Source organism: Pseudalkalibacillus hwajinpoensis (assembly GCF_039851965.1).
Classification (GTDB): Bacteria; Bacillota; Bacilli; order Bacillales; family Guptibacillaceae; genus Guptibacillus; species Guptibacillus hwajinpoensis_E.
This window is the reverse complement of record NZ_CP156674.1, coordinates 644,650-669,028: the sequence shown is the minus strand read 5'-3', so window position 1 is coordinate 669,028 and position 24,379 is coordinate 644,650. Positions and strand designations below refer to the sequence as shown.

General features: G+C 37.9%; 28 protein-coding genes and 1 tRNA gene. 20 read left to right on the top strand and 9 right to left on the bottom strand.

Features of this window, described 5'->3' with window-relative positions:
• Nucleotides 1–33: 33 nt before the first annotated feature.
• Together ABFG93_RS03390 and ABFG93_RS03385 are read left to right on the top strand one after the other, a co-directional pair.
• The gene (locus ABFG93_RS03390) at nt 34–657 is read left to right on the top strand and encodes a sulfotransferase domain-containing protein (RefSeq protein WP_347550654.1); all 624 of its coding nucleotides are present in this window, start codon (nt 34–36) and stop codon (nt 655–657) included.
• 17 nt (nt 658–674) lie between these two features.
• Nucleotides 675–842: a hypothetical protein gene (locus ABFG93_RS03385; RefSeq protein ID WP_347550652.1), complete on the top strand. Its 168-nt coding sequence runs from the start codon at nt 675–677 to the stop codon at nt 840–842.
• A gap of 23 nt (nt 843–865) precedes the next feature.
• On the opposite strand, the gene ABFG93_RS03380 is transcribed toward ABFG93_RS03385, so the two are convergent.
• Nucleotides 866–1,939, bottom strand: a complete 1,074-nt coding sequence (locus tag ABFG93_RS03380) for a glycosyltransferase family 4 protein (RefSeq protein WP_347550651.1) — start codon at nt 1,937–1,939, stop codon at nt 866–868.
• 177 nt (nt 1,940–2,116) lie between these two features.
• Here ABFG93_RS03380 and ABFG93_RS03375 point away from each other — a divergent pair, with 177 nt between their 5' ends.
• The 10 genes from ABFG93_RS03375 (at nt 2,117) to cysC (ending at nt 11,966) form a co-directional block, all read left to right on the top strand.
• Complete coding sequence (locus tag ABFG93_RS03375) at nt 2,117–2,896, top strand: sulfotransferase domain-containing protein (RefSeq protein ID WP_347550649.1); 780 nt, start codon at nt 2,117–2,119, stop codon at nt 2,894–2,896.
• Nucleotides 2,897–3,225: 329 nt separating this feature from the next.
• On the top strand, nt 3,226–4,323 hold the full coding sequence (wecB, locus tag ABFG93_RS03370) for a non-hydrolyzing UDP-N-acetylglucosamine 2-epimerase (RefSeq protein ID WP_347550648.1): 1,098 nt from the start codon (nt 3,226–3,228) through the stop codon (nt 4,321–4,323).
• A complete protein-coding gene (locus tag ABFG93_RS03365) occupies nt 4,310–5,299 on the top strand; it encodes a polysaccharide biosynthesis protein (RefSeq protein WP_347552741.1) in 990 nt (329 codons plus the stop codon). Before wecB ends, ABFG93_RS03365 begins: the two co-directional genes overlap by 14 nt.
• Complete coding sequence (locus tag ABFG93_RS03360) at nt 5,296–6,123, top strand: dTDP-4-dehydrorhamnose reductase family protein (RefSeq protein ID WP_347550646.1); 828 nt, start codon at nt 5,296–5,298, stop codon at nt 6,121–6,123. Before ABFG93_RS03365 ends, ABFG93_RS03360 begins: the two co-directional genes overlap by 4 nt.
• Nucleotides 6,120–7,022, top strand: coding sequence for an NAD-dependent epimerase/dehydratase family protein (locus ABFG93_RS03355; RefSeq protein ID WP_347550644.1), 903 nt, complete (start codon nt 6,120–6,122; stop codon nt 7,020–7,022). The genes ABFG93_RS03360 and ABFG93_RS03355 overlap by 4 nt, the downstream gene beginning before the upstream one ends.
• Nucleotides 7,023–7,041: 19 nt before the next feature.
• Nucleotides 7,042–7,758, top strand: coding sequence for a glycosyltransferase (locus tag ABFG93_RS03350; protein ID WP_347550642.1), 717 nt, complete (start codon nt 7,042–7,044; stop codon nt 7,756–7,758).
• 47 nt (nt 7,759–7,805) lie between these two features.
• Nucleotides 7,806–8,786 carry a glycosyltransferase family 4 protein gene (locus ABFG93_RS03345; protein WP_347550641.1) on the top strand — a complete coding sequence of 327 codons (981 nt, stop codon included), beginning with the start codon at nt 7,806–7,808 and terminating at the stop codon, nt 8,784–8,786.
• Between the two features lie 144 nt (nt 8,787–8,930).
• Nucleotides 8,931–10,064 carry a sulfate adenylyltransferase gene (gene sat, locus ABFG93_RS03340; RefSeq protein WP_431522038.1) on the top strand — a complete coding sequence of 378 codons (1,134 nt, stop codon included), beginning with the start codon at nt 8,931–8,933 and terminating at the stop codon, nt 10,062–10,064.
• A gap of 66 nt (nt 10,065–10,130) precedes the next feature.
• Nucleotides 10,131–11,351: an SLC13 family permease gene (locus ABFG93_RS03335; RefSeq protein ID WP_347550639.1), complete on the top strand. Its 1,221-nt coding sequence runs from the start codon at nt 10,131–10,133 to the stop codon at nt 11,349–11,351.
• Nucleotides 11,352–11,372: 21 nt separating this feature from the next.
• Nucleotides 11,373–11,966 carry an adenylyl-sulfate kinase gene (cysC, locus tag ABFG93_RS03330; protein WP_347550637.1) on the top strand — a complete coding sequence of 198 codons (594 nt, stop codon included), beginning with the start codon at nt 11,373–11,375 and terminating at the stop codon, nt 11,964–11,966.
• Nucleotides 11,967–12,023: 57 nt separating this feature from the next.
• On the opposite strand, the gene ABFG93_RS03325 is transcribed toward cysC, so the two are convergent.
• Nucleotides 12,024–12,167, bottom strand: a complete 144-nt coding sequence (locus ABFG93_RS03325; RefSeq protein WP_347550635.1) for a hypothetical protein — start codon at nt 12,165–12,167, stop codon at nt 12,024–12,026.
• Nucleotides 12,168–12,228: 61 nt separating this feature from the next.
• Nucleotides 12,229–13,041 (bottom strand): hypothetical protein, encoded by an 813-nt coding sequence (locus tag ABFG93_RS03320; RefSeq protein ID WP_347550633.1) that lies wholly within the window; start codon nt 13,039–13,041, stop codon nt 12,229–12,231.
• 165 nt (nt 13,042–13,206) lie between these two features.
• On the opposite strand from ABFG93_RS03320, the gene ABFG93_RS03315 reads away from it, so the two are divergent.
• From ABFG93_RS03315 to ABFG93_RS03305, 3 genes are all read left to right on the top strand, one after another.
• Nucleotides 13,207–14,379: a hypothetical protein gene (locus tag ABFG93_RS03315; protein ID WP_347550631.1), complete on the top strand. Its 1,173-nt coding sequence runs from the start codon at nt 13,207–13,209 to the stop codon at nt 14,377–14,379.
• A gap of 106 nt (nt 14,380–14,485) precedes the next feature.
• Nucleotides 14,486–15,397, top strand: a complete 912-nt coding sequence (locus tag ABFG93_RS03310) for a hypothetical protein (RefSeq protein WP_347550629.1) — start codon at nt 14,486–14,488, stop codon at nt 15,395–15,397.
• Nucleotides 15,398–15,483: 86 nt separating this feature from the next.
• Nucleotides 15,484–15,921 carry a hypothetical protein gene (locus tag ABFG93_RS03305; protein WP_347550628.1) on the top strand — a complete coding sequence of 146 codons (438 nt, stop codon included), beginning with the start codon at nt 15,484–15,486 and terminating at the stop codon, nt 15,919–15,921.
• 9 nt (nt 15,922–15,930) lie between these two features.
• On the opposite strand, the gene ABFG93_RS03300 is transcribed toward ABFG93_RS03305, so the two are convergent.
• The 4 genes from ABFG93_RS03300 to ABFG93_RS03285 form a co-directional block, all read right to left on the bottom strand.
• The gene (locus ABFG93_RS03300; RefSeq protein ID WP_347552739.1) at nt 15,931–16,581 is read right to left on the bottom strand and encodes a DUF421 domain-containing protein; all 651 of its coding nucleotides are present in this window, start codon (nt 16,579–16,581) and stop codon (nt 15,931–15,933) included.
• Between the two features lie 152 nt (nt 16,582–16,733).
• Nucleotides 16,734–17,156, bottom strand: a complete 423-nt coding sequence (locus tag ABFG93_RS03295) for a GNAT family N-acetyltransferase (RefSeq protein WP_347550626.1) — start codon at nt 17,154–17,156, stop codon at nt 16,734–16,736.
• A complete protein-coding gene (locus ABFG93_RS03290) occupies nt 17,156–17,671 on the bottom strand; it encodes a YjcG family protein (RefSeq protein ID WP_347550624.1) in 516 nt (171 codons plus the stop codon). The genes ABFG93_RS03295 and ABFG93_RS03290 overlap by 1 nt, the downstream gene beginning before the upstream one ends.
• Nucleotides 17,672–17,780: 109 nt before the next feature.
• A complete protein-coding gene (locus ABFG93_RS03285; RefSeq protein WP_347550622.1) occupies nt 17,781–18,503 on the bottom strand; it encodes an alpha/beta hydrolase in 723 nt (240 codons plus the stop codon).
• 120 nt (nt 18,504–18,623) lie between these two features.
• Here ABFG93_RS03285 and ABFG93_RS03280 point away from each other — a divergent pair, with 120 nt between their 5' ends.
• Both ABFG93_RS03280 and ABFG93_RS03275 read left to right on the top strand, forming a co-directional pair.
• The gene (locus ABFG93_RS03280; RefSeq protein WP_347550620.1) at nt 18,624–19,178 is read left to right on the top strand and encodes a phosphatidylglycerophosphatase A family protein; all 555 of its coding nucleotides are present in this window, start codon (nt 18,624–18,626) and stop codon (nt 19,176–19,178) included.
• 101 nt (nt 19,179–19,279) lie between these two features.
• Nucleotides 19,280–19,355, top strand: a tRNA-Val gene (locus tag ABFG93_RS03275).
• Between the two features lie 121 nt (nt 19,356–19,476).
• Here ABFG93_RS03275 and ABFG93_RS03270 read toward each other — a convergent pair.
• On the bottom strand, nt 19,477–19,773 hold the full coding sequence (locus ABFG93_RS03270) for a DUF3892 domain-containing protein (protein ID WP_347550619.1): 297 nt from the start codon (nt 19,771–19,773) through the stop codon (nt 19,477–19,479).
• Between the two features lie 15 nt (nt 19,774–19,788).
• The gene (locus ABFG93_RS03265; protein ID WP_347550617.1) at nt 19,789–20,616 is read right to left on the bottom strand and encodes a hypothetical protein; all 828 of its coding nucleotides are present in this window, start codon (nt 20,614–20,616) and stop codon (nt 19,789–19,791) included.
• 120 nt (nt 20,617–20,736) lie between these two features.
• On the opposite strand from ABFG93_RS03265, the gene ABFG93_RS03260 reads away from it, so the two are divergent.
• From ABFG93_RS03260 to ABFG93_RS03250, 3 genes are all read left to right on the top strand, one after another.
• On the top strand, nt 20,737–21,582 hold the full coding sequence (locus ABFG93_RS03260; protein ID WP_347550615.1) for a VanW family protein: 846 nt from the start codon (nt 20,737–20,739) through the stop codon (nt 21,580–21,582).
• Between the two features lie 109 nt (nt 21,583–21,691).
• Nucleotides 21,692–23,116 (top strand): MBOAT family O-acyltransferase, encoded by a 1,425-nt coding sequence (locus tag ABFG93_RS03255; protein WP_347550613.1) that lies wholly within the window; start codon nt 21,692–21,694, stop codon nt 23,114–23,116.
• A 21-nt stretch (nt 23,117–23,137) separates the two neighbouring features.
• A complete protein-coding gene (locus ABFG93_RS03250; RefSeq protein WP_347550611.1) occupies nt 23,138–24,337 on the top strand; it encodes a DHHW family protein in 1,200 nt (399 codons plus the stop codon).
• The last annotated feature ends 42 nt before the right edge of the window (nt 24,338–24,379 follow it).

Sequence of the window (24,379 nt, the reverse complement as noted above, 5' to 3'; positions counted from 1 at the left end):
ATAACATATTTTATTTCTTATGGAGGTTAATAAATGATAGATCAAAACCATGCCATACGTTTACCTGCTTTTTTTATGTCATCCGTCCCTAAAAGCGGAACACATTTACTTCATCAACTTTTAAATGGGATACCGGGGGTGAAAATGGATATTAATGATTCGTCGAAAAAATTCTTTTTGGATGCAGTAGTCGCTCGTGCTTCCTATTTTGAAGAAGTCTTTCATGATCATTCTTCAAGATTGAAGATGTTGTCTGATGATGAGTTTGGACTTGCTCATGTTCGATATTCAGTGAGGTATGCTGACATGTTTGACCAGTTGAATTTAAAACATATTTTTCTTTACCGCGACTCGAGAGATGTTCTGGTATCAATGGCTTACTTTATCCGGGAAAAATGGATTAGGCATCCTCTCCATGAGGATTTTCAATCAAAATATGTGACCTTGAAGGATCAATTAGTCGTTCTCATTCAAGGTGTTCCTGAGAAATGGCCAGATTTCCATACGTATATTTCGGGCTTCTACAGGTGGATTCAAGAGGATAATGTTCTTAAAGTCACTTTCGAACAACTCACAGAATCAGAAAGTTCAAGGGAAGCAGAATTAGTGAAGATAGTCGGTTTTCTTTACGATGCAGACTATCAACATGTTCAATAAAAATTATTGTTGAGAACATGCTTGCAAACATTGACACTGGCAAATCGTTCACATTCCGTTCAGGACAAATTGGCAGTTGGAAGAAGGAATTTGATGAAGAAGTTATACAGCTTTTCAAGAAAAACGCGAATGAATTTCTTATTGAAATGGGATATGAATCAGATGAGTGCTGGTCAAACAAATAAACACCCTCCAATTTGGAGGGTGTTTATTTGTTAACTCCAAGAACATTCATCATTTGAAGGAAGTTCTGACAATAGATATTTGGACTCAAATGAGTTTGTATATGATGCAATCCATTGGATCTTATTTTCTCTCGTAATTCAACGTTTGTTATAAGTTCAAGTGCTTCAATGACTGCATTGTTGTGTTGACTATTATCAAAAAATTTCCCTGTTTGATTATGGATAATAAAACTACGGACCCCGTCTGAATCGGTTGTCAAAACCGGACACCGACAACTCATCGCTTCAACAATTGCATAACCAAACCCCTCAACTTTTGAGGTTGAACACAAAAACCCCCCTGAATCTCCGATTTTAGAATAATAATCTGCCATTTGTCGATTTGGTATATTTGAACGAATGGTTAAATGATTAGCTAAACCGTAACGGCCAATAAGAAGCTGGAATTCCGCACGTTCTTCAGGGGAAGCAAGCGTTGCATCCTCAAACATCCATAGTTGAATTGAAGGAATTTGAAGAATGAGTTTTCGAGCGAGGTTAACAAAACCACGCCAGTTTTTATTTTCTTCCAAACGGCCGACCCAACCTACTATAGGCTTTGCTTCTTTTGGTAAGACGTGATAAGAAAATGTTTCTGTATCAAAGCTATTATGAAAGCTGAATTTGGGTTTATGAGGAAAGTAGGTTGTGCAGAGCTCCTTAATATGAGCTGTTTTCGGAAATAAAATTGCATCAGCGCTGGAATTAATTATTTTCTGGGCACCTCTTAGCCAAGCATTCGCATCACTTTTGCTGCCAAGTCCTTGGACCTCATAGATTATTTTTCCTTTATAGCCCAATTTTTTTAGACGAAGAAGAAAGTGGTGGTCTGAACAAACGATGATGGCATCGTAGTTTCCTTTCAATAATAGGTTTTGGATTTCAGAATCATTATTTGTTACATGGACTGGGATCGAAATAATATTTTTTATTCCTTCACCGTTCTGAAGGTAGAGTAATTCACTATGAACTCCAATTTTTTGAAGTGCTGAACACCGTTGCCGATTTAATGTTTCAACTCCACCGCTAGGAAGATAATAGACAAACAATAGTTTCATTTTAGGTCTCCTTTATATTCGATAGTTATAGTTTATGTAGTCCTATATTCAAGCGGATAGGTTTTTTACACTACAATTTTATATTTGAAAAACTACATGAAATTGGTGTTTTCAACCAGACATGAACTTGGTAATTGCATACACTATTTTTATATGGAATAGAAAGGAGATTTTGAGTTGGTTCTCTATAATAATAAGGCTGGTAAGTTGCCAGGATTCTTATTAAATTCTGTTCCGAAGAGTGGAACACACCTATTGAAGCAAATACTTCTAGGAATACCTGAGACTTTTCATATTCCTGGTAAGGTTATTTACGAAGGGCTAGCGAAAGATCACCTAAAACATGTCGAAATAATGAGTAACCTACAAGAAAATGAATTCATTATGGGGCATATCTACTATTCAAAAAGATGGGCAGACATGCTTGATGAACGGAACATCAAGCAAGTGTTTATTACTCGAGATTTAAGGGATGTTATTGTGTCGATGACGTATTTTATACACGAAAAGCTTCCAAATCATCCTCTTTATGAAACATTCACACAGAAAGATAAAACTCAAAAAGACCGTTATTTGCACCTTATAAGAGGAGTAGATACTGACGATGTGCGTTACGGCAATATCGCTAGCTGGTTTAATGATTTTAGCGACTGGCTTACAGATTCCAATACGTTATCACTTACGTACGAAGAGCTTATGCAATCTGAAAACTCACGACGGGATGCGATTAAACGGACGGCGGAGTATTTATTTGAAGATCTCAAACCTTCCGTTTCCTTAAATGAACTGGTAAATCAAATGGAAGGTAATATTCGTCCAGCTCAATCACCTACGTTCCGAAAAGGGAATATAGGTAGTTGGAAGAACGAATTCGATGATGAAGTAATTGAGGCATTTAAAGAAGTAGCTGGGAATCTTATCATTCAGCTTGGCTATGAAAATGATAGTAATTGGTGATAAATGAAAATTCACTCTCGAGTAATAAGGACAAAGATATACTTTTCAGGATATTATGCTAACGAGATGTATCCATTTACTGCAGCAAGAGAGTGAATGGCTGATACAAAAAGAAGGAAGCTTCGGACCCTATGACCGTAGTTGAGAGATCCAACTCTTTTAGTTGTTCGCGTTACTAAATAAAGTTTACTTATTTTAAAAAGTGGCATTCCTACCGGGTGGATGACACTTTTTTACATATTTGGGGAGTTAACCATATCCTAATGGAGATCTTATCATAATCTATCAGTACAGTGTCCAAGATGTCGGGTGAAGGGAGAGAAAGTTATATGAAAATTATTACGGTATTAGGTACTAGACCAGAAATTATCCGACTGAGCTTAATTATTAAAAAGCTTGACTGCCTTGCAGATAAACACGTGCTAGTTCATACTGGTCAAAACTTTACGAAAGAGCTTAGCAATGTATTCTTTGAAGAACTTGGAGTTAGAAGCCCTGATTATATTCTACACAATAAACAGCAATCACTCGGGGAACAATTGGCTACGATGTATATTGAACTTGAAAAAATATTCATTAAAGAAATGCCGGATAAAGTTCTTATTCTTGGTGATACCAATAGTGCTCTGAGTGCGATTTTAGCTGAGAGGATGGGAATACCTGTTATTCACATGGAAGCTGGTAATCGTTGTTATGACTGGTCAGTACCAGAAGAAAAAAATCGTCGGGTTATTGATGCCATTTCAACATTTAATCTTCCATACACACCTCAAAGTAAAGAAAATTTATTGCGAGAAGGAATCTCAAGTAACCGAGTTTATGTTTCTGGGAATCCGATATATGAAGTAATTAAACATTATCAAAAGAAAATTTCATCAAGTAATATTTTGGAGAAGTTAAAAGTAACAGAGAAGAGGTACTTTCTTGTTACCGCCCATCGTGCAGAAAATGTTGATAATGACCGACATCTAACTGAAATACTCAAAGGTCTAAAACTTGTTGCAGAAACGTTTTCAATGCGGGTAATTTGTAGTGTTCATCCGCGAACAAGATCGAAGATAGATCAAAAAGGTATTACGTCCATACATCCTCTCGTTGAACTTCATGAACCTTTTAGTTTTTTTGATTTCGTTAAGCTAGAACAAAATGCGCGATGTGTGGTAACTGATAGTGGAACCGTACAAGAAGAGTGCTGCTTGTTCCATGTTCCTACTGTAACGATTCGAAGAACGACAGAGAGACCCGAAACGGTCGCATGTGGAAGCAATATCGTGTCTGGACTAGATTCAAACAACATTCTCCAATCGGTAAAGGTTATGGTTAAACAACCAACACAATGGAAGTTTCCAGAAGGATATACCGATGTGGACGTTTCAGAAAAAGTCGTTAAATTTCTAATGGGAGGGTTAAATGTTGTTCCACAATAAAACAATACTAGTTACTGGAGGAACAGGTTCATGGGGTCATGAACTGGTAAAGCAACTTCTGGATAAACAACCCAATGAAATTCGGGTGTTTTCGAGAAATGAATCAAGCCAGGTGGCAATGAAAAGAGAATTTGATCAAAACGATAAGCTTAAATTTATTATTGGCGACATAAAGGAAAAAGATGGGTTGATTGAGGCAACAAGAGATGTTGATTTTGTATTTCACCTTGCTGCATTAAAGCATGTTCCTGTTTGTGAAGATCAGCCACTTGAAGCAATGAAAACAAATGTGATTGGTACCCAGAACGTTATCGAGGCTTCTATGATCAACAACGTTGAAAAAGTAGTCTACATTTCGACTGACAAAGCTGCTAATCCGTCTAATTTTTATGGATTTACGAAGGCGATGGGCGAGCGACTTATTATTCATGCTAATGTTTTAAAGTCAAATACAAAGTTCGTATGTGTCCGAGGTGGAAATGTTCTTGGAACAAATGGAAGTGTTATACATGTGTTTAAGAATCATATTCAAGAAAGAGGGAAAATAGGCATAACTGATATGCGAATGACTCGTTTCTTTTTAACAATAGAAGATGCGATCAAATTATTGTTTAAAGCCACCTATGAAAGCAAAGGAGGCGAGATATTCGTTATGAAAATGCCAACCTGTAAAATTGTTGACCTGGCAGAAGTTCTAATCGAAGCTTCTGATAAGAAAAAAGTTGATCTCGAGGTCCTTGGTATTCGTCCAGGAGAAAAATTACATGAGCTTCTCTTTTCAGAATACGAGAGTCAAAGCACCGTTTACTATGATCGCGAATATTTCGTCATTCTACCTTCTATTACTGTTGATGGTCTTCAGGAACATTATGCTGACTTTCAACCTGTCGAGCTAGAAAACTATAATTCTAGTGAAAATTTAATGACCCGTGAGGAACTGAAAATATTACTTCAAAAAGGCGGGTTTATTTCATGAAAATACTTGTCCTCGGAGGAAAGGGAATGGCCGGTCATGCGATTGTAAAGTATTTTAAGGAGGAAACCTCTTGGGATATCTTCTATACAACTAGAGATGCTCAAGATAAGAATGGATTTTATTTAAACGTCTTCATGCAAAGTCGTTTAGAGGAGGTAATCGACAGTCTTCAGCCTGATGTCGTCATTAATGCCATTGGGCTATTAAATGAAAGAGCGAGCGAAAATAAATCCGCTGCCTTTCAGGTGAACAGTCTCCTTCCGCATCAAATTGCAAAATTAACAGAGCGATACGGGGGGAAGTTGATTCATATAAGCACGGATTGTGTTTTTTCTGGAGAAAAGGGTGATTACATTGAAACTGATACGAGAGATGGCAATTCAGTGTACGCGAAAACAAAAGCTTTAGGTGAAGTTATTAGCGAGCGTCATCTAACAATTCGAACCTCGATCATTGGACCCGAAGTAAAAGAAACCGGGATAGGATTGTTTCAATGGTTCATGAACCAAACTGGTGAAATCAAAGGTTATAAAAATATGATGTGGAATGGGGTAACCACACTTGAGCTTGCAAAAGCCATTGAAAACTTGCTGCAACAAAATGTAACAGGTCTTTATCACCTGGGATCTGATGAAAAAATTTCAAAGTATGATTTGCTAACACTGATTCAGGAAGTATTCAATAAACACGATGTGGTCATCAAACCAGATGAAAAAATTGTATTGGATCGAACGGTTAAGAGTACGAGAGCAGATTTCCACTATTCTGTTCCAACATATAAGGAAATGCTTATTGAATTACGAAATTGGATCAACCAATCATGAAAGAAAAACCTTCTGTTCTCATAACAGGTGCTGGGGGTTTTACTGGGCACCACGCCTGTCGATACTTCCTTGAAAAAGGATGGGATGTTAGAGCTGTTGTCCGAAAAAATAGACCTCAACTGAGCGAGTTGGGGATCAGTATATGTGATTTAACAGATAAACACCAAGTAAAGGTGATGATCGAAGAAGAACAACCTGATTTTGTTCTACATTTGGCAGGACTGAATTCTGTAGCCTCTTCTTGGAAAAACCCGATCACATCGATTGAAGCAAATATCCTTTCAACTCTTTACCTGCTTGAAGCGATTCGGATAGAATCTCATCAAACAAGGATTGTTGTTATAGGTTCAGCCCTTCAATATGATCCAGCACTGTCACAACTACCCGAGCATCCATACAGCTTCAGTAAAACAATGCAAATGCAAATTGCTGAAATCTGGGCTCACTTATTTGGTATGAATATTATTATGGCTAAACCGAGCAATTTAATTGGACCTGGTCCTTCAAATGGTGTGTGTTCGATTATTGCAAGTAAGATTGTTCAGATGGAGAGGAAAAGTGTCGATCGTACGCTCTACCTTAATGACTTATCAATTCAACGAGATTTTCTAGATGTGAGAGATGTAGTGAAAGCCTATGAAATCCTATTGACTTGTGGAGAAGTGGGGAAAACGTATGAAGTTGGTTCAGGGAAAAGCTGTTCATTGCAAGATGTCGTTCAGCAAGTAAAGACGTTAACAGACGTCCAATTTACAGTGGAAACGAAAAAGGCTAAAGGTTCGCATGCTGAAGTTGCTATTAAAGGGCAGGACATGATCGCATTGGGATGGACTCCCACCATATCACTTCGCTCATCTCTAAATGATACACTTGAGCATTTTAGAAAACATATCTCTTAAAGTCAAGGGGGGGAGAAAATTGGAAAAAGTATCGATTATCATACCGTTTTACAATTGTGCTTATGTTGACCAAGCAATCAAAAGTGCAATGAGTCAGACCTATAAAAATATTGAAGTCATCGTTGTTAACGACGGATCGACCATTCATCAAGAAAAAATAGTCCCATTCTTAAGTGAAATAAGGTATATCGAAAAAGAAAATGGGGGAACGGCAAGTGCTCTTAATGCCGGTATTCAGGCAGCGACGGGAGAGTATTTTAGTTGGTTAAGCTCCGATGACCTGTATGAACCTGAGAAAATCGAAAAGCAACTCAACTTCATGAACCAATATCAAGCTTCTGTTAGTTACTCGTCGTACATCTTAATTGATGAAAAGAGTAAGATCAAAAGTGATGCCATAGAGGTTTTCTTTCAAAACCGCAACCTTTTTTACAGGACATTAAAACGTGGCTGTCCGATTAATGGCTGTACAGTAATGTTAAAGATGAACATCTTTAACGAGGTTGGATTGTTTGACGAGTCTCTTCCCTATACGCAGGATTACGATTTATGGCTTCGAGTGGTTCAACTCTATGACTTTCATTATCTAAATGAGCCATTAGTTCGCTACAGGGTTCATGATGAAATGGGTACAAAAAAGAATGCTTTGGCGATACGTAAAGAAATTGGACTTGTTAAAAACAGGTATAGAAATGCTATGATCCAACTGATCTTAAGGGAGGTAGATAAAACATGAAGTTTACATTCCCGATTTTAACCCTTTGTAAAGGAGGGGCACAGAGGATGCTGGCTGAATTGACGAACGGCCTTGTGGAAAGAGGACATGAAGTTGCGATTCTCATGCCACCACAGGGGGATATAGAATTTAACATTAAAGCTAACATAATAAGAACCTTAGAACCGACCATTCAAGAAGGAGATTATCCCTACAGTGACTATATCATATCGAACTATTATACGACAGTTCAAGCGGCAGAACTGGCTAGTATCAATGGAAAAGGAATGCATATACGCTTAAGCCTTTGTTATGAACCTGTTTTTTTGCCTGAAAATGACGTTACGTTCCCCACGTATCACGTAACTTCAAAGATTATTGTTCTCTCAAAATGGCATCAAGAATTGATTAATTTAAATCATGGGATAAAAGGAAAGATTGTTCCAGTTGGAGTAAGTTCAGAATTTAGAAATCTCCAGATTCGACAACCCAAGGATAAGATTGAAGTATCAGCTGTAATACGAAAACCTGAAGGAGGATTTTCATGGCACAGGGAGCAAAACTATTTACTAAATCACTTAGACATTGTTAAGCAGAGATATCCAAACATTCAATTGAATTTATTTTGTCCTCCAGATGAGTTAGCAAGTTCTCCAATCCTCCAGAAAATAAAAGGTATGGGTAACTATCGTTTTTATACGCCTGCAAATGATGTTGAGCTTTGTTACCACTACAATCAGGCAGATATATTTGTTAATTCTTCAACTTATGACACGGCATCACTTCCAGGACTTGAAGCCATGAAATGTGGAGCTGCTCTTGTAACAACATATGCTGGAGGAAATCTTGATTATTGTAATCCAGATGAAAATTGTCTTCTATCATACCGGTATGAGAATAATCTTTCAGACAATATAATCCGATTGATCCATAATCCAAATCTTCGTCAAACTCTTGCTAGTAGAGGTGAGGTAGAAGCATCTAATTGGACCTGGGAAAGAAGTATAGATAGATTCTTAAGTGCCATTAACAGTTTTGCTTTAGGTTAAAAATAGAAGTGGTGTATGAATTTTTCAACTAATAGTGTCTTGTACCTATCAAACTAAAATCATTAATATAGATTTTAAAGTAATGTGAAGATAAATGTAACGTATTTGAGCTTTAAAAAAATTAAATCTAAGGAGGGATTTTCTTTGTCAATTGATCCCCATGGTGGGGTGCTTATTGATCGTTACAATTCAGATTGTCATTATTTAAATAATATTTCTACTGAAATAGAGCTAGATAATTTCGCCTTAACAGATCTCGAATGTATTGCAACGGGGGTATTCAGTCCCCTAACAGGATTTATGGTTCAGTCTGATTATAAGAAAGTTTTAACACACATGAGACTTAAGAACGGACTGATTTGGAGCTTGCCAGTAACTCTACCTATAGAAGAAACAGAAGCGAATCATCTTCAATTAGGGAAAAAAGTAAAATTAGTGCAGGATAAACAAGTATATGGAGTTTTAGAAGTAAAAGAAATTTATTCGGTAGATAAATTGGAAGAGTCTAGACTTATTTATGGAACAACCGACATGAATCATCCCGGTGTAAAACGGATACTCTCAAGTTCATCTATTTATGTTGGTGGACCAATATGGATGATCAAGAGAACTCATAAATTGTTTGAAGACTACCAGTTAAAGCCTTGTGAAACAAGACAGATCTTTAAAGACAAAGGGTATAACTCTGTAGTTGGGTTTCAAACTCGAAATCCAATTCATCGTGCTCATGAGTATATACAAAAGTCAGCAATGGAAACCATTGACGGGCTTTTCTTACATCCTTTAGTAGGTGAAACAAAAAAAGATGATATTCCTGCTGATATTCGGATGAAGTCTTATGAAGTCCTTCTTCAGAATTACTATCCAAAAGAAAGAACTGTACTTGCGTGTTTTCCAGCAGCGATGCGTTATGCCGGACCAAGGGAAGCTGTCTTTCATGCCATTGTTCGAAAAAACTATGGCTGCACGCACTTTATCGTAGGGCGTGATCATGCAGGGGTAGGCGATTATTATGGGACTTATGATGCTCAACTGATTTTTAAGCAATTTAACTCGGATGAGCTCGGAATCGTTCCCCTCTTTTATGAACATGCTTTTTTCTGCCAGAAATGTGGAAGTATCGCTACATCAAAAACCTGTCCACATGACCAGGAGAAGAGACTTCATCTCTCTGGAACGAAAGTAAGAGACATGCTTCGAAGAGGAGAAGCGCCTCCAATTGAATTTAGCAGATCAGAAGTCGTGGAAGTATTAATAGAAGGGTTGAAAGAGTTATAACAAAGGAGCGGCAATAATGACATCATGACTGTTTATGGAATAATCACTATCGGGGTTATCTGCCTAATGTTTTTTGTTCTTATATTTGATTTGGTGAAAGTTCATATTGCATTATTAGGAGCACTGGGGATTTTATTATTAATAGGAGTATTAACACCTCTTGAAGTAGTATCTGGATTTGCGAATCAAAGCGTTCTTACGGTCGCTGCCCTATTCATTGTAATAGGAGCCATTCAAGAAACGAACTTTATCAAGTATCTGGCAAAAGCTATTCTAAAAGAAGGAAAAGGAAACTCATGGTTAACAATAAAACTTATGACAATTATCGCAGGACTATCCGCTTTTTTAAATAATATCCCGCTCGTTCTCCTTTTCACGCCGATAGTGAAGAAATGGGGGATTATAAACCACTTCTCACCTTCGAAGCTTCTTATCCCTCTCTCATATGCAGCCATCCTTGGTGGAATGTGCACGTTAATCGGTACATCCACCAACTTGATCGTTCATGCCTTGTTAAAGCAAAATGGATATGATGGGTTTGGAATGTTTGAATTGGCAGTGGTAGGGGTGCCAAGTGTGGTTGGAGGAATTCTGTATATGGGATTGTATGGTCACAAGCATTTACCAGAACTCACCATTCGTCAATCTAAAGGAATAGATCTCAAGAACATAGATCAGGATCATAAAAGGTCCAAGGCTTGGGATGGTATCGCATATGTTCTTTTTATCATAATGATTATAGTTGTTAGTTTTCAGCTCATTAGCATGCTAACAGGAGCTATGATCGTAAGCATAATCTTTCTTTTCGCTAGAATTATCTCACTTAAAGAGGCGATTCGTTCGATTCCCTGGCAGTTGCTTATTGTCATCGGTTCAGCATTAGGTTTGGCAGAAGGGCTGGAAAAGTCAGGTGCAGCCTTTTTCATAACGGAAAAAATGATTGCTCCTATTAGCCATTTTGGTCCTTATGCCCTTCTGATCGCCATTTATTTTGTCACTTCCATTGCAACAGAAATGATTACTAACAATGCAGCAGCCGTATTTGTCTTTCCGATTGCTTTATTTATGACAGAACAAATGTCTTTGAATCTAGAGCCATTTGCTGTTGCGATTGCGATCGCTGCCTCAGCAAGCTTTGCGACGCCTATTGGATATCAGACGAACTTAATTGTTTATGAAGCAGGTTATTACAAATTTAAACATTTTATCATTACTGGCATTCCAATGAAAATAATTGTTATGAGTATATCAATTCTGTTAATTCCAGTTTTTTGGCCATTAACCTAAAGGAAGGAGATGAACAATAAGTTGGAATCAAATTTACATTGGCACAGTAGTTTTGTTTCTAAGACAGAGAGGCAGGTACTCAAAGGTCATAAAAGTTTTGTGATCTGGTTCACTGGCCTTTCAGGGTCAGGGAAATCAACTATTGCAAATAATCTTGAGAGAAGGCTTTATCAAAAAGGAATAACCACGTATTTATTAGACGGAGACAATGTTCGTCATGGTCTTAATCAGGATCTTGGATTTAATGAACAGGATCGAAAAGAAAATATTCGTCGAATTGGAGAAGTGGCAAAGCTTTTCGTGGATAGTGGGACCATTGTGCTGAGTGCATTTATCTCTCCGTATAGACTTGATCGAGATAGCGTTAGAAAACTTCTAGAAGATAACGAATTTATTGAAGTTTTTGTAAATTGTCCAATTGAGGAATGTGAGCGAAGAGATCCTAAAGATCTTTATAAAAAAGTCCGTGAAGGGGAAATAAAGGAGTTTACAGGAATTTCTGCCCCTTATGAAGCACCTGTTAACCCTGAATTAGTTATTAAAACTGATAAGGACACCATTGAAGAGTGTGTAGATAAAATCACTAATTATTTGTTAGATAACGGTTATATATAATGATATTAGTCCATATGTAATTAACGTAAAAAAATGAGTCAAGCTCATTTTTTTACGTTAATTGGTTTTATTTGGCTTCCAGGTCACTCTCCCACATGATTTACAACCTTTTTTAGGCTTTGTTAAATCAGTACGTTTATTATTTTTGCGATTACGTTTCACTTCTTTATATAAAGCTTGCACATCCTTTTTGTTCATCATGATGAACCTCCCAAATCCAGTGTTGCAATAGTCTATTCAAGTGGAAGGAACAGAGTATAGGCTATTCACCGCCTTTTTGAAAGGGATTAATGATCGACGTTTTTTGGGATTTATCTTGAAACTTAAACGGATTAAATGGGCTTTCTTCTTTATTAATCTTCTTTTTATGAAAGGGTTGAATGGAGTGCTTTTTTTGATTACTTGTTGTTGATTGGAGAGAATGATGTTGCAAATAAGCAGGGACATTAGGAGTTTCTGGCCAATCACTAGCACTGTTCTTTTTTATATTCTGAAATTGAGAGAAATCCTGATTAATTGATGATAGTACAGTTGTTACTATTTTTCGATAAACTGATAAAGAAATACCGCCTAGTGGTTCAAATGATTTTCTAAGGAAAGCCTGTATAATTAAATAGCTAAGCCACTTCACAGTATTCTGTTCTTCTTTAGGATGAATTCGAACAACAATTGGTGAGCCTTTTCTTGGGAACCATATGCCCTGATGGATTATTTTATTGAGATCTACGTACTCTTTTGTTACTGTTCTCAAGTTATAAGTCATGTTCATTAGAGTTAGAGAGATCGGGTAAGTGAGTGTTTCCTCTACACATACTGAAATATCTATATTTGCTGATTTCTTTTCCTGATTTGACGAAATATTTACTCCTGTATGTTGTAAAGAGGTCTGCAGTTTCCTGTAAACATGCGATTCAATTCCATTAATTGAGACGCTGCAGTTGGTTAAACCGTTAATAATTTCACGTTTATTTGTATCTAACAACATTCCCCAATAAGGCAATAGGGTTTGCAGGTCATTTATCTCATCCTCTGAGATGGTAGTTATCTTCGTATGTCCCCAGTAAATTGTTCTCACTTCAAAACACCACCTTCAATAAAGTAGAAGAAGCCTTTAATTACAATATATTCTGCAATTCAGTGGCCTATTAGAAATTTGGGCAGCCTCTATAGTTGCAATTCTGTGCTCATTCCATAGTATGTAGGGAATCAACCTATCATGTGAAAGAAAGGAAGGAACGATATGGGTCACAAACCACATAAGAAACGCACAGTTCCTACTGCTGCCAATAGCTTGCAGGACGAGTGCATTCGCGTTCAAAAAGTATACGACTGGGTGACCGATCAGCTCGCTGTTAAGAAGAAGATACATTTCACAGATGAGCAGTTATGTAAGATCGAAGAAGCAATGGAAGATCCTGGTCGCCGTCCATTACGCATCGTATGTAATACTCCAGAGGCGCCACCATTGTTTCCGCTCTCTGGTAGTGAGCATGGAAATGGAGATTTTCTCTGTGAGCAAATTGGTGAAAAGAGAAATGTCAGTGTAGCGATTCCTGGAGGAGGATTTGCAGACGCTCAGTTAGTTGATCTTCTCTTCACTGCAGACTTAAAGGTCCTAGTTGTCGATCGCAATGGTGAGCTTGTAACCGAAATTGATTGCAACTCATCAATACTAGAATCGTTTGTTCTTTGTTTTCCGAATGGAACAGACTTATTCTGCAGAATCACTAAGGTTATTTGCCGAATTCCAACTGGGACTGTCCTTCTAAACTGTCCTTCTCCAAGAGCATTCGATCTAGAGGTTATCTTTTGCGTTGATATTCAGGTAGAGGCAGAAGTGAAGCTTGAAGTTCTAGCTAAATTCTGTGCACCACGTGACAATGATTTGATGGCTGATAGTGATGTAATCGATGAATGTCCGCCAGTTGAATTCCCAGCACAATGCCCGGATATTTTCCCTCGTCCAAACTGTGACTGCTCTTTAACTGGAGAAGCGAGCGGAATGACGACTGAAGATGAAGGCCGTGCTACTCTCTTAGTAGACATATGCGGAGATTGTAGTTTAAATGGAAGCACATTAAGATTTAGTTTTAATGATACTGATTCGAGCGATGGTAAGAGAGACTTTTCATTTAATGCAACAAGCTTTGATCAAGATACACTTAAGTGTAAAGAATGTGGAGACGGATTAAAGTTTGTTATCGAAGGTACTGGTGTAACGGATAAAGGTAGGTTGCATGATTTTAAGCTTGCTGTTGTGGATGGTGAAGAAGGCCAATGGTTTGAATTCCATCTATTAAATCGTCATGGTCACACAGTATTTAATACTGGAACAGTCGAAGTTGACGAAGGTGAATTAGAGGTTGATGATTGTATAACTTTTGAAGATATAAAGTTCAAGAAGCAGCCATAATCTCGAAGTGCAGGATTTCATTTCCTGCACTTTTTTGTTATGAAAAGGTCCTTTTCACTCATACATATAGAATAGTTGGAGTTTCGGTTAGGGAGGAGGAGTCTTAATGCAGGGAGAAAAGCTAAGTTATTCTCGACTCATTACACGAACAAAATATTTCCAGGAGAAGTCGTTAGAGCTTGAGAAAGAACTAATCTTTGCAAAAGATCAAATTACTTCACTTGAAAAGGAACTATCTTCCAAAAAAGCTAGTGATGAACAAATCACTCAACTTAAAGGAGAGTTAGAGAATCTCCAACATGAGATTGAAAATAAAACAAAAGAAAACGTGGCAAAAATCCTTGAAATAGAAAAAAGGAATGTAGCTCAGAGTACAGTGAAGGTTTATGAGAAAAAAGTAAAAGGATATGAAGCATTGCTTGCTGACATGCAAATTGACATTAATGAAAAAGATAAATTACTAAATCACTTGCAAGGTAAAATTAAGAATTTAGAAAAAAGAACTAAGTATATGACTTCTTCTGCGGTGGAGCCAGAAGAATCAACTGGTACAAAGTTAGATGAAGTATACGCTATTGCTTATTTTAATACCTCAATCATTATGAGTGGGGACCAATCTGTTATCATTCGAGGGGATTTGCAGATTGAAAATCGAGGCGCAAGGAATTTACAAAATCCAATTGTTTGTTTCCGATTTAATCCAATTGAAACAGCTGTTTTGAAAGGAAGAATATTTCCAATCGAAGAGGCTGAAACACGAGCCAATTCTTCCAGCGACCAAACCCATTGGGTATTCACGGAGCATGATTGGCTTGAAAAATCAAGAGAAAAAGGTGAGATATGGGTAGCACCTCTTCATCCGGTTACGCTTAAGCCAGGGGATCAAATCGGGATTGATAGCTTTCAAATTCCGGTTAGGTCTGAATTCAAAGAACCTGTAAGCGTAGAAGGGTTTGTATTTTTTCAAAAAGAAAATTACCGGATTAGAGTCTCCAATCAAATAGCTATTAGCTATTAAGAAAGACGCAAGTAACGCCCATACCCAATGACCATACGATGCATAAGATAAAGGGTGTTAGGAGTATAAAGCGGGGAGGGTAAAGTATGTCTGAAAAGAAACGTAAGCCACAAGTTATTCATGTAGAAAAACCTATTGTTAAAGCTAATGAAGATATTATTCAAGATGAAAGAGAGCATCACGATCACAAAGTAGAGGAAAAACATGAAGAAAAAAAAGAACATCGCCGTGATCCTTGGGGTTTTTTTGGCGGTAATGATGTAGGTGGAGAAGAAGAATCCAAAAGAGAGGAAGCTGAAGAAGATAGAAAAGAACATCGCCGTGATCCTTGGGGTTTTTTTGGTGGTAATGATGTAGGTGGAGAAGAAGAATCCAAAAGAGAGGAAGCTGAAGAAGATAGAAAAGAACATCGCCGTGATCCTTGGGGTTTTTTTGGCGGTAATGATGTAGGTGGAGAAGAAGAATCCAAAAGAGAGGAAGCTGAAGAAGATAGAAAAGATAAAGATGGATTTTCCTGGTTCTAAGAGCAGAAATCATCTGCTCTTTTTTTTGTTCATTTTCTGTAAAAAGACCCCTTCATCTTCTTTCCATTCCAGTAAAAGAACTTCGTCTGGATGATCAATACGGTTCTCCTTCAGTACCTTTTGTAACCACTCATCGCTTAAACCGGCCAGTTTTAAGTTATCAATGTCGACTTTTCCATCTGAGATGATGGAAACAGATAAATAACCTGTTTCAGGTTTTAAATTGAAATCTTGCTTGGTCGGTTCCATATAGTCTGACTTCTTTAAAACACTAATGCTTCCATTTGTTTCAAGTATCGCAAACTCAACTTCGCGCATTGAAAAAACATCTTTTTGCCTAAGTAGATTTTGAAGCTGATTGATATCTAATTTATTTTTCTTTAGCTGATCACGATCAATCTTTCCATGATGAATCACGATAGAGGGCTTTCCTTCAAGGAAACTTCTTGTACCTCGAAACTTCTGCGTAATTAGCTCTACAACGTAAATCAGTAACCCCCAGAGCAAAACAGCGTAAAGAATGGAAAAGATACTTACGTGCTTATCAAATATGGCATTACCTACTAGCTCACCTAGTACAAGTGACGAAATGAAATCAAATGGGGTAATTTGCGTGATTTGTGTTTTGCCAAGCGCTTTTGTTAGAACAAGTAATGCCATAAACCCAACGATCAATTCCACTGTAATCGATCCGATATCCAAAGGCTCACCTTCTAATCATCATTTTGCTTCGTTACTAGTATGTACGGAAGGAGGTGGAAAATAATCGTCGATTCGACAGGACATCAAAAAGACACTGGCAATCGCCAGTGTCATAAAGTTTTAACCATTGTTACATGCGGAATACCAGCATCCATAAATTCTTCAGATGAAATCTGATATCCAAGTTTTTGATAAAAACCAATTGCGGTTGTTTGAGCATTTAGCTTTAGCTTATGAAGCTCCATTTTCAAAGCCTGTTCTTCAATCGCATCCATAAGCTGTTTACCTAGACCAGTTTTTCGATAATCGCTTAGTACACAAATTCGCTCCACTTTCGCATAGCCATCGATCACCCTGAATCGGCCAGCGGCTGCTGGTTTTTGCTGATCATAGGCTACAAAATGAATCGCTTCTTTTTCATATTCATCAATTTCTAGATCGGCAGGGACCTGTTGCTCTTCAACAAAAACAGTATGTCTAACTTGAAAAGCGTCGTCCATTTCTTTCTTCGAATCCGCAATCGTGACAAGCATTAGCGTACTTTGCCAAGGTGGAATGTTTCGAAGACGGTCCACATTCCATTTTCGAGTTGATAAAGTAATTGAAAGCGATCAATGAGCTCCTCATGGTTAACATCCTTCATCTGCATGCTACCATATACATCAGAATGCTCGTCATCAGAAAGGTTTTGCGCAATCGTAATGTGTGGGACGAAGTTGTAGTCCCGTTCAGATAGTGCTTCTTCAGGATTTAACTGACGGTGCAAATCATCAAGTATTTCATTTTCCTTCACCTTGAGATAAATGACATTGTTGACTGGATTAAATGATCCAACTTTATACACATGCATCGAGAATGGTTTTGATGCATCAGAAATTTTGTGCAGGACTGGCGTTAATTTCTGAATTTCATCTTCTGTTGCATCAAAGCTCTCCCTGAGCGTCAAGTGTGGCGGGATAAGCGCATAGTGCGGATCGTAACGTTTTCGGTAGGAGTTAGCAACGTCTTGTAGTTTTTTCGATGGGAAAATTGCAATGCCGTATTTCATATTCCATTCCCTCCTGATTGATGTACTCGATTGTCAATGATGGACGAGTCATATAATGTTCCACTTATAATTATACCAAAAATTCAAAAATAAGAAATGGTAGAGTCTCTTAGAGTTTAAACATATGCAAAAGCGCTCGCTTCATATCTGGTTGCCAGTTCTTCCAGATGTGCCCACCTTCAAATTCATCATAAAAATAATCAAAGTCTTTTTCCTTGATGATTTTACTCAGCTCACGATTTGGTTCAATAAAATTCTTCGTCTTACCATCGGTCGTTGGTACGTCAGTTTCTTCCGTGCCAATGACGTGATAGAGAGCTAGAAGCTCTGGCTCAGCAAATGCTTTTACTTTCTCCATAACCTCATCATTTACGAATGGTGAATGGAGAATCGCTTTTCCAAATGTACGCGGGTAATCAAGTGATGCGCGCAGTGCTACAGTAGCGGCAAGCGAATCTCCAATTAATCCTCTACCGTACCCAAGGTGAAAGGTTGCGTATTCTTGATCTAAATATGGAACGAGTTCATTGCTGAGAAAGCGTAAGTAATCATCACTCTGCTCACCATCCGGATGATATTTTCTCCATCGGTCTTCAACACTTTTATATGGAATGCCAACAATGATAAGTTCTTCTATCTCATCATTCTCAATAAGTTCATCAGCTGTTCGACCAAGCCTGCCTAATTTAAAGTAATCGCTGCCATCATTGGCAATGAGAAAAGAGTATTTATAAAGCGGAGAGTAGTTGTATGGTAAATAAACCTGGAACGAAATTTCTTCTTTAAGATAATTACTATAGATGGTTTCTTCTTTGTATGTACCTCTATTCATTGATGCGCCTCCTGTATCATTGTTGAAATAGTTTGCTTATTTGACAATGTAAATTTCATTAGTGATATAATGATTTTAACATAGAAGTATTTATGGTTTACAGAAGAGAGGGGTCTAATCATGAAGAAGCGCGTGCATAGTAGAGAGACAGAAGCAGCTACAAAAGCCCTATTAAAAGAACGAGGCGTTACCATTGAAGATATTGCTTATATTGTATATGAAATGCAATCCCCTTATGTAGAAGAGTTATCAATGAATGATTGCACGGAAAGTGTGGAAGCAGTGCTTGGGAAGCGCGAAATCCAGCACGCCGTACTCGTCGGAATTGAACTTGATAAACTAGCAGAGCTGGGGAAGCTCTCTGAACCTCTTCAATCAATTGTCGAGACTGATGAAGGGTTATTTGGCGTCGACGAAACGATTGCGCTTGGAGCTGTATTTGGCTACGGTAGCATAGCTGTTACCACTTTTGGTCATCTTGATAAGCAGAAGATCGGTATTATCGAAAAGTTAGATACTAAAGAAGGCGAAAGTGTCCATACATTCCTTGATGATCTTGTCGCAAGTATAGCTGCTAATGCTTCTAGTAGGCTTGCTCATAGATTACGAGATCGAGAAGAAGCTCTGGATAAAGAAGAACGTGAAAAGCGAGATAAGGAAGAACGAATCGGTTAGTGTAGCGGAGCCCGTCACAGGCTCCTTGTTCCACTATTATTTTACCGATAAAGTATTGACAGATATTAATCGACTCAGGTATATTAATAAATGTCCTTACTGATCCGTTAGCTCAGTTGGGAGAGCGCTACCTTGACAGGGTAGAGGTCGTTGGTTCGAGCCCAATACGGATCACCATACATATTAAATTCAAACGGTTTCTCGAAATTTCGAGGTGCCGTTTTTTTATTTCAAGGCTCTGCTAGTTGCTATTGTTTTTAGTATTTGTCTCAGTACTGTAATCGGTAATAAGTTCCACTTAAAATTCAGGCAAATAATCTAAATTGTTTTCCTTCGTGCCATCCGGTTCGCTACGAATAATATCCCGACCATATTTATGAAAAACATCAACGCCTGAGAGTTTTCCGCTTTTCGCCGCATCTAATGCCTGCAAGTAATCAAGTTCTTCTCCAGTGTTTGTTTGAAAGGCAATTAAATCGCCGTCATCATTTTTACGCACTGCCGTTATTTTCACTGCATTTGGATCATGTGCTTTTTCAACTGACGATTCTCCGTTAGTTAGATACTCTTCATATGCTTTGTCAAAACGGTCCATGTCATCATCTCCTTATTAGTGATTAGCGATTTCTAGCAAATCCGTTATGTCAAACCGCCATCTACTTGAAATTGGATCCCTTCTCGCAGTTAGGTTGATCGTCGTTGAAATAGTACCATTTTCCTCAATGTAAATTTCAACCTTAGTAGGTGCCTTATAAGTAAAGTACCTGGTCTGTTTGTTTGCTGTCACTTTCCAATTTGTCACGAACAAACGAGAGAGAAGAAGTAATTCTTTATCTGATTGATCATGAGGTACTAATTTACGCAACAGAGTAGTGTCGGTGTTGTTAATCGCTAACATGAGAACATTAACTAATTCAGCTGGGGACTGTTTGCTTAGGTAATCATCTAGTTTCCCAGCGGATTTTAATACCATTAAGTGATGAGCCGGATCGGGAGCAGATGAACCATGCGTGGTACTTTTTAGAAAGTGAAGACAGAAGTGACCATTAAATCCATTATCCAAAGCACCGGCACCGTGGGGCATTCCATTCATTGAAGCTGCAATCATTTTTCCATCATCGACGACAATAGCTGCTCTTCGTTTCCAACTCCATTCTCTGTAAATGGTTTTAAGAACTTCAGTATCTTTATTTGTAAGCGGCTGGATATCTGCATGCTGACTCCCGGCCCTTCTTTGCACCTGGAATGATTTGCCACTTTCCACATCCACAATGGTGAAAATTGATTTCCGTGGAATGAGTTCATCAACTTCGTCCCATGGAAGAAGCTTAATCTCACCATTAATAGGAAGCAGTTGGTTAAAAGTGTTCTCAGCTAGTACAACAGCTGGAAAGAGAGTCACGACGAGCACAAATAGCGCCGGAAGAACTAGCTTCATTTTCCTCATCCTTACCTAGTGGGGTCACCCTTATATTGCGCAAGCGATCTTTCTCTATTCCATTTTTAAAATAATAAGAATGACGCATACTATGATCGAGATAAGAAAGGGGATCGGTATATGATAAACGTTTTTCTGACGTTATTACTTGCTTATTCTGGACAACCAGCTGATTTGTTATATATTCAACATGAAGGAAAGTCAATCGTGCAAATGACGAAAGAAGACTATTTTATAGAAGAAATCGGAACACCGCACTTGCATCAAGATCGATTGCATGGATTAATCAATGATGTAGATAACGCGGTCTCTAAAACACCGAGGGATGCATTTATTGATGAACGTGGATTAATCGTAGACGGGAAAAGTGGCTACAAATTGAACCGAGTCGTTTTTCAGGAGAATTTGCTTCAATCGTTATACAATAATGGCACAACACGTATTGAAGCGAGCGTCATCCAACTTCATCCAAAAGTAGATGCTGAACTTCTTTCAGCAATTCGTACAAAGGAAATTGGATCATTTGTTACCTATTTTAAAATAGCTAATAATGAACGAACAACTAACATTACTCTTGCGACTGAAGCGATTAATAATAAAGTGGTTTTTCCGGGAGAGACATTTTCCTTTAACAAAGCCGTAGGTAAAAGAACTAAGGAGAAGGGGTATCTTCCTGCCCCAATTATTGTCAAAGGGGAGCTGTCTGAGGGGATCGGGGGAGGTATCTGTCAGGTTTCTTCAACCCTTTTTAATGCAGTCGATAAGGCTGGAGTCCATATCCTTGAGCGGTATTCGCACAGCCGCAAGGTTCCTTATGTGAAACCAGGTAGAGATGCCACCGTCAGTTGGTACGGGCCTGATTTTACGTTTCGAAATGAGTACAATCAACCACTATTAATTCGAGCGAAAGTGAGCGATGGAGCGGTGGCCATTAAAATCTTTACTTCGGATACGAATAATATATAATAAATGATCTTCATAACATTCTTGTTAAAGTTTTGAGAGATGGAGGATTATTGATATAAGTTAATGGTATAGTATTTTAGATAAAGAGAAGCGATCCTGGAGGAGATTTATGGTTTTCAGTAATCTAGTATTTTTATTTGCATTTCTACCTATTGTTTTATTTGCTTATTTTTTTGCGAGGAAAAACTTTAGAAACATCGTGCTTCTAATTGCCAGTCTCGTTTTCTATGCGTGGGGCGAACCACAATATGTGTTCCTCATGCTATTTTCTATTGTGATGAACTATGGTTTTGGAAGAGGAATCCATCATTATCAAAACCGCATTGTACCCAAAAAACTACTACTAACGTTATCGATTATTGGGAACATAGCGATTCTTGGCTACTTTAAATATGCAGGATTTGTATTGAATGGTGTAAATAGCTCATTTGGAACAAACATTGAACTTGGAGAAGTTCCGCTACCAATTGGTATTTCCTTCTTTACATTTCAGGCAATGAGCTACGTCATCGATGTGTATCGAAAAGATGCACCGGTACAGAAGAATATCTTTTCACTGGCGCTGTATATCTCTCTTTTTCCTCAACTTGTTGCTGGACCGATTGTTCGCTATAACACAGTTGATCAACAAATCAATTCACGGACGATAACGACTGATAAAGTGTATGAGGGAATCAAACGTTTCATTATAGGCTTGTCTAAAAAGGTTCTACTGGCTAATAGTTTTGCTGTTATAGCCGATCAGGCGTTCAGCACACCAGCTGGAGAGATGAGTGTCATGATGGCGTGGGTTGGAATCATCGCTTACACTCTTCAAATCTATTTTGATTTTTCGGGTTATAGCGATATGGCAATTGGACTTGGTAAAATGTTTGGATTTGATTTTCTTGAGAACTTTCGATATCCATATATATCGAAGAGCATTTCAGAGTTTTGGAGAAGATGGCACATTTCGCTTGGAACGTGGTTTAAAGATTATGTGTATATTCCACTCGGAGGCAATCGTCACGGGAAGATCGTACAAGTGCGTAATTTATTAATTGTATGGACGATTACTGGTTTCTGGCATGGAGCAAGTTGGACATTTATGGCATGGGGTTTCTATTATGGCGCGATTATCGTAATTGAAAGCCTCGGATTTGGAAAGTGGTTAAGTCAACTTTGGTCGCCACTTCAGCATATTTACGTGCTATTCCTTGTTATGGTTGGATGGGTATTTTTCCGTGCAGATAACTTTACGTATTCATTTGATTATTTACAAACCATGTTTGGCTTAAATCAGACCGCATTTATAGACTCGATGTTCCTTTTACAATGGAATGATAATTGGATGTTGTTTCTGGCTGGAATCATTTTTAGCACGCCATTCATAGCGAATGTAAGCAGAGTTTACGAGCGACTTGCTGTTAGAGCGAAAGGCTTACAGGTTGTCACACTTTTCTCTGAACCAGCTATTTATATGACGTTGATGGTTTTTGCAATGGTCAGGCTGGTGAATTCCAGTTACAACCCATTTATTTATTTCAGGTTTTAATGCCAGTAAAGGAGATTTGCTATGATTCAGCGATTTGAAAAAGCAAGAAAGTGGTTACTTATAATCCTTTTCTTTGCATTCTTATTTACTATGTTATTCTACCTTACCGTTTCTGCAGATATTGAAGTCTCTAAAGTAGAAAAAAGAGACCTTGCTCAAAACCCGGATCTCTCAATAGAAAATGTATCAAGTGGTGAATATATGGATCAATTTGAAGAATATTTTCTTGATCAGTTTCCGGGTAGAAATGTCTGGTTGAAATCTTATCTTCAGTATCAGCAGATGACCAACAAGACGTATATCTTTGATTTCTATGTATCGGATTCTAATTGGATTATTCCAAAACCCAGTTATAGTAGACCTTCCGATAAAATTAAATCAGCCGTTCACGATTTGAATAAATTTGCAAGCGATATGAGAGAAGAAGGGAAGGAAGTGTATTATGCTTCACTGCCCCATAAAGTTAATACGGTTGATATCCTACCGTCTTATATTAAAGAAGGAACTGGTATACAAAATAAGGAATATTTTCTTTCAGAGTTTGATCATGAAAAAATTCCTCTGGTCGATGTTGGTAAAGAATTCAAAGAAGAGTACACAAACGATGAGTTAAAAGATTTCTATTTCAAAACCGATCATCACTGGAACATTATCGGAGCTTATAAAGGATACAAAAAAGTAACAGAACTATTAGCAGCAAAATCGGATTACTATACAGAAGCAAATGAGAATGAAAGTGATTACGAATTAAATTGTGAGAATGATAAGCAGTTTATAGGGAGTTATAATAATCAACTCTATTTAACAGTAGACGCATCTGATGAGGAAACCTGCCATATGCTTCCAACTGATCAAACGTTTGATAACTACAAAATTACTTGGAACGGTAAAGACCGTACATTCAAACAAGTGTATGGAACAGGTATTTTTAGAGATAAGAATCCGATTGAGTTTGGTGATCTTTACATGAACAATACGGCTGAAGTCACGATCGAGAATCCGGCTGTTGAAAAGGAAAGTCGTGTACTGATCCTTAAAGACTCCTATGCAAACCCAATTGCTTTCCATGTTGCTCAGCATTTCTCGAATACGACGGTTTATGACATTCGCTACAATGATGACCAGACCTTAACCGAATATATGAAAGATAAGGATTTTGATGTTGTGTTGTTTCTCTATAATGACACAATGCTTCAGGGAGAACCTTTCCGTTTTTCTTAATCCCGAAAACCAAAAACACGCTTAATGGCGTGTTTTTCTTGT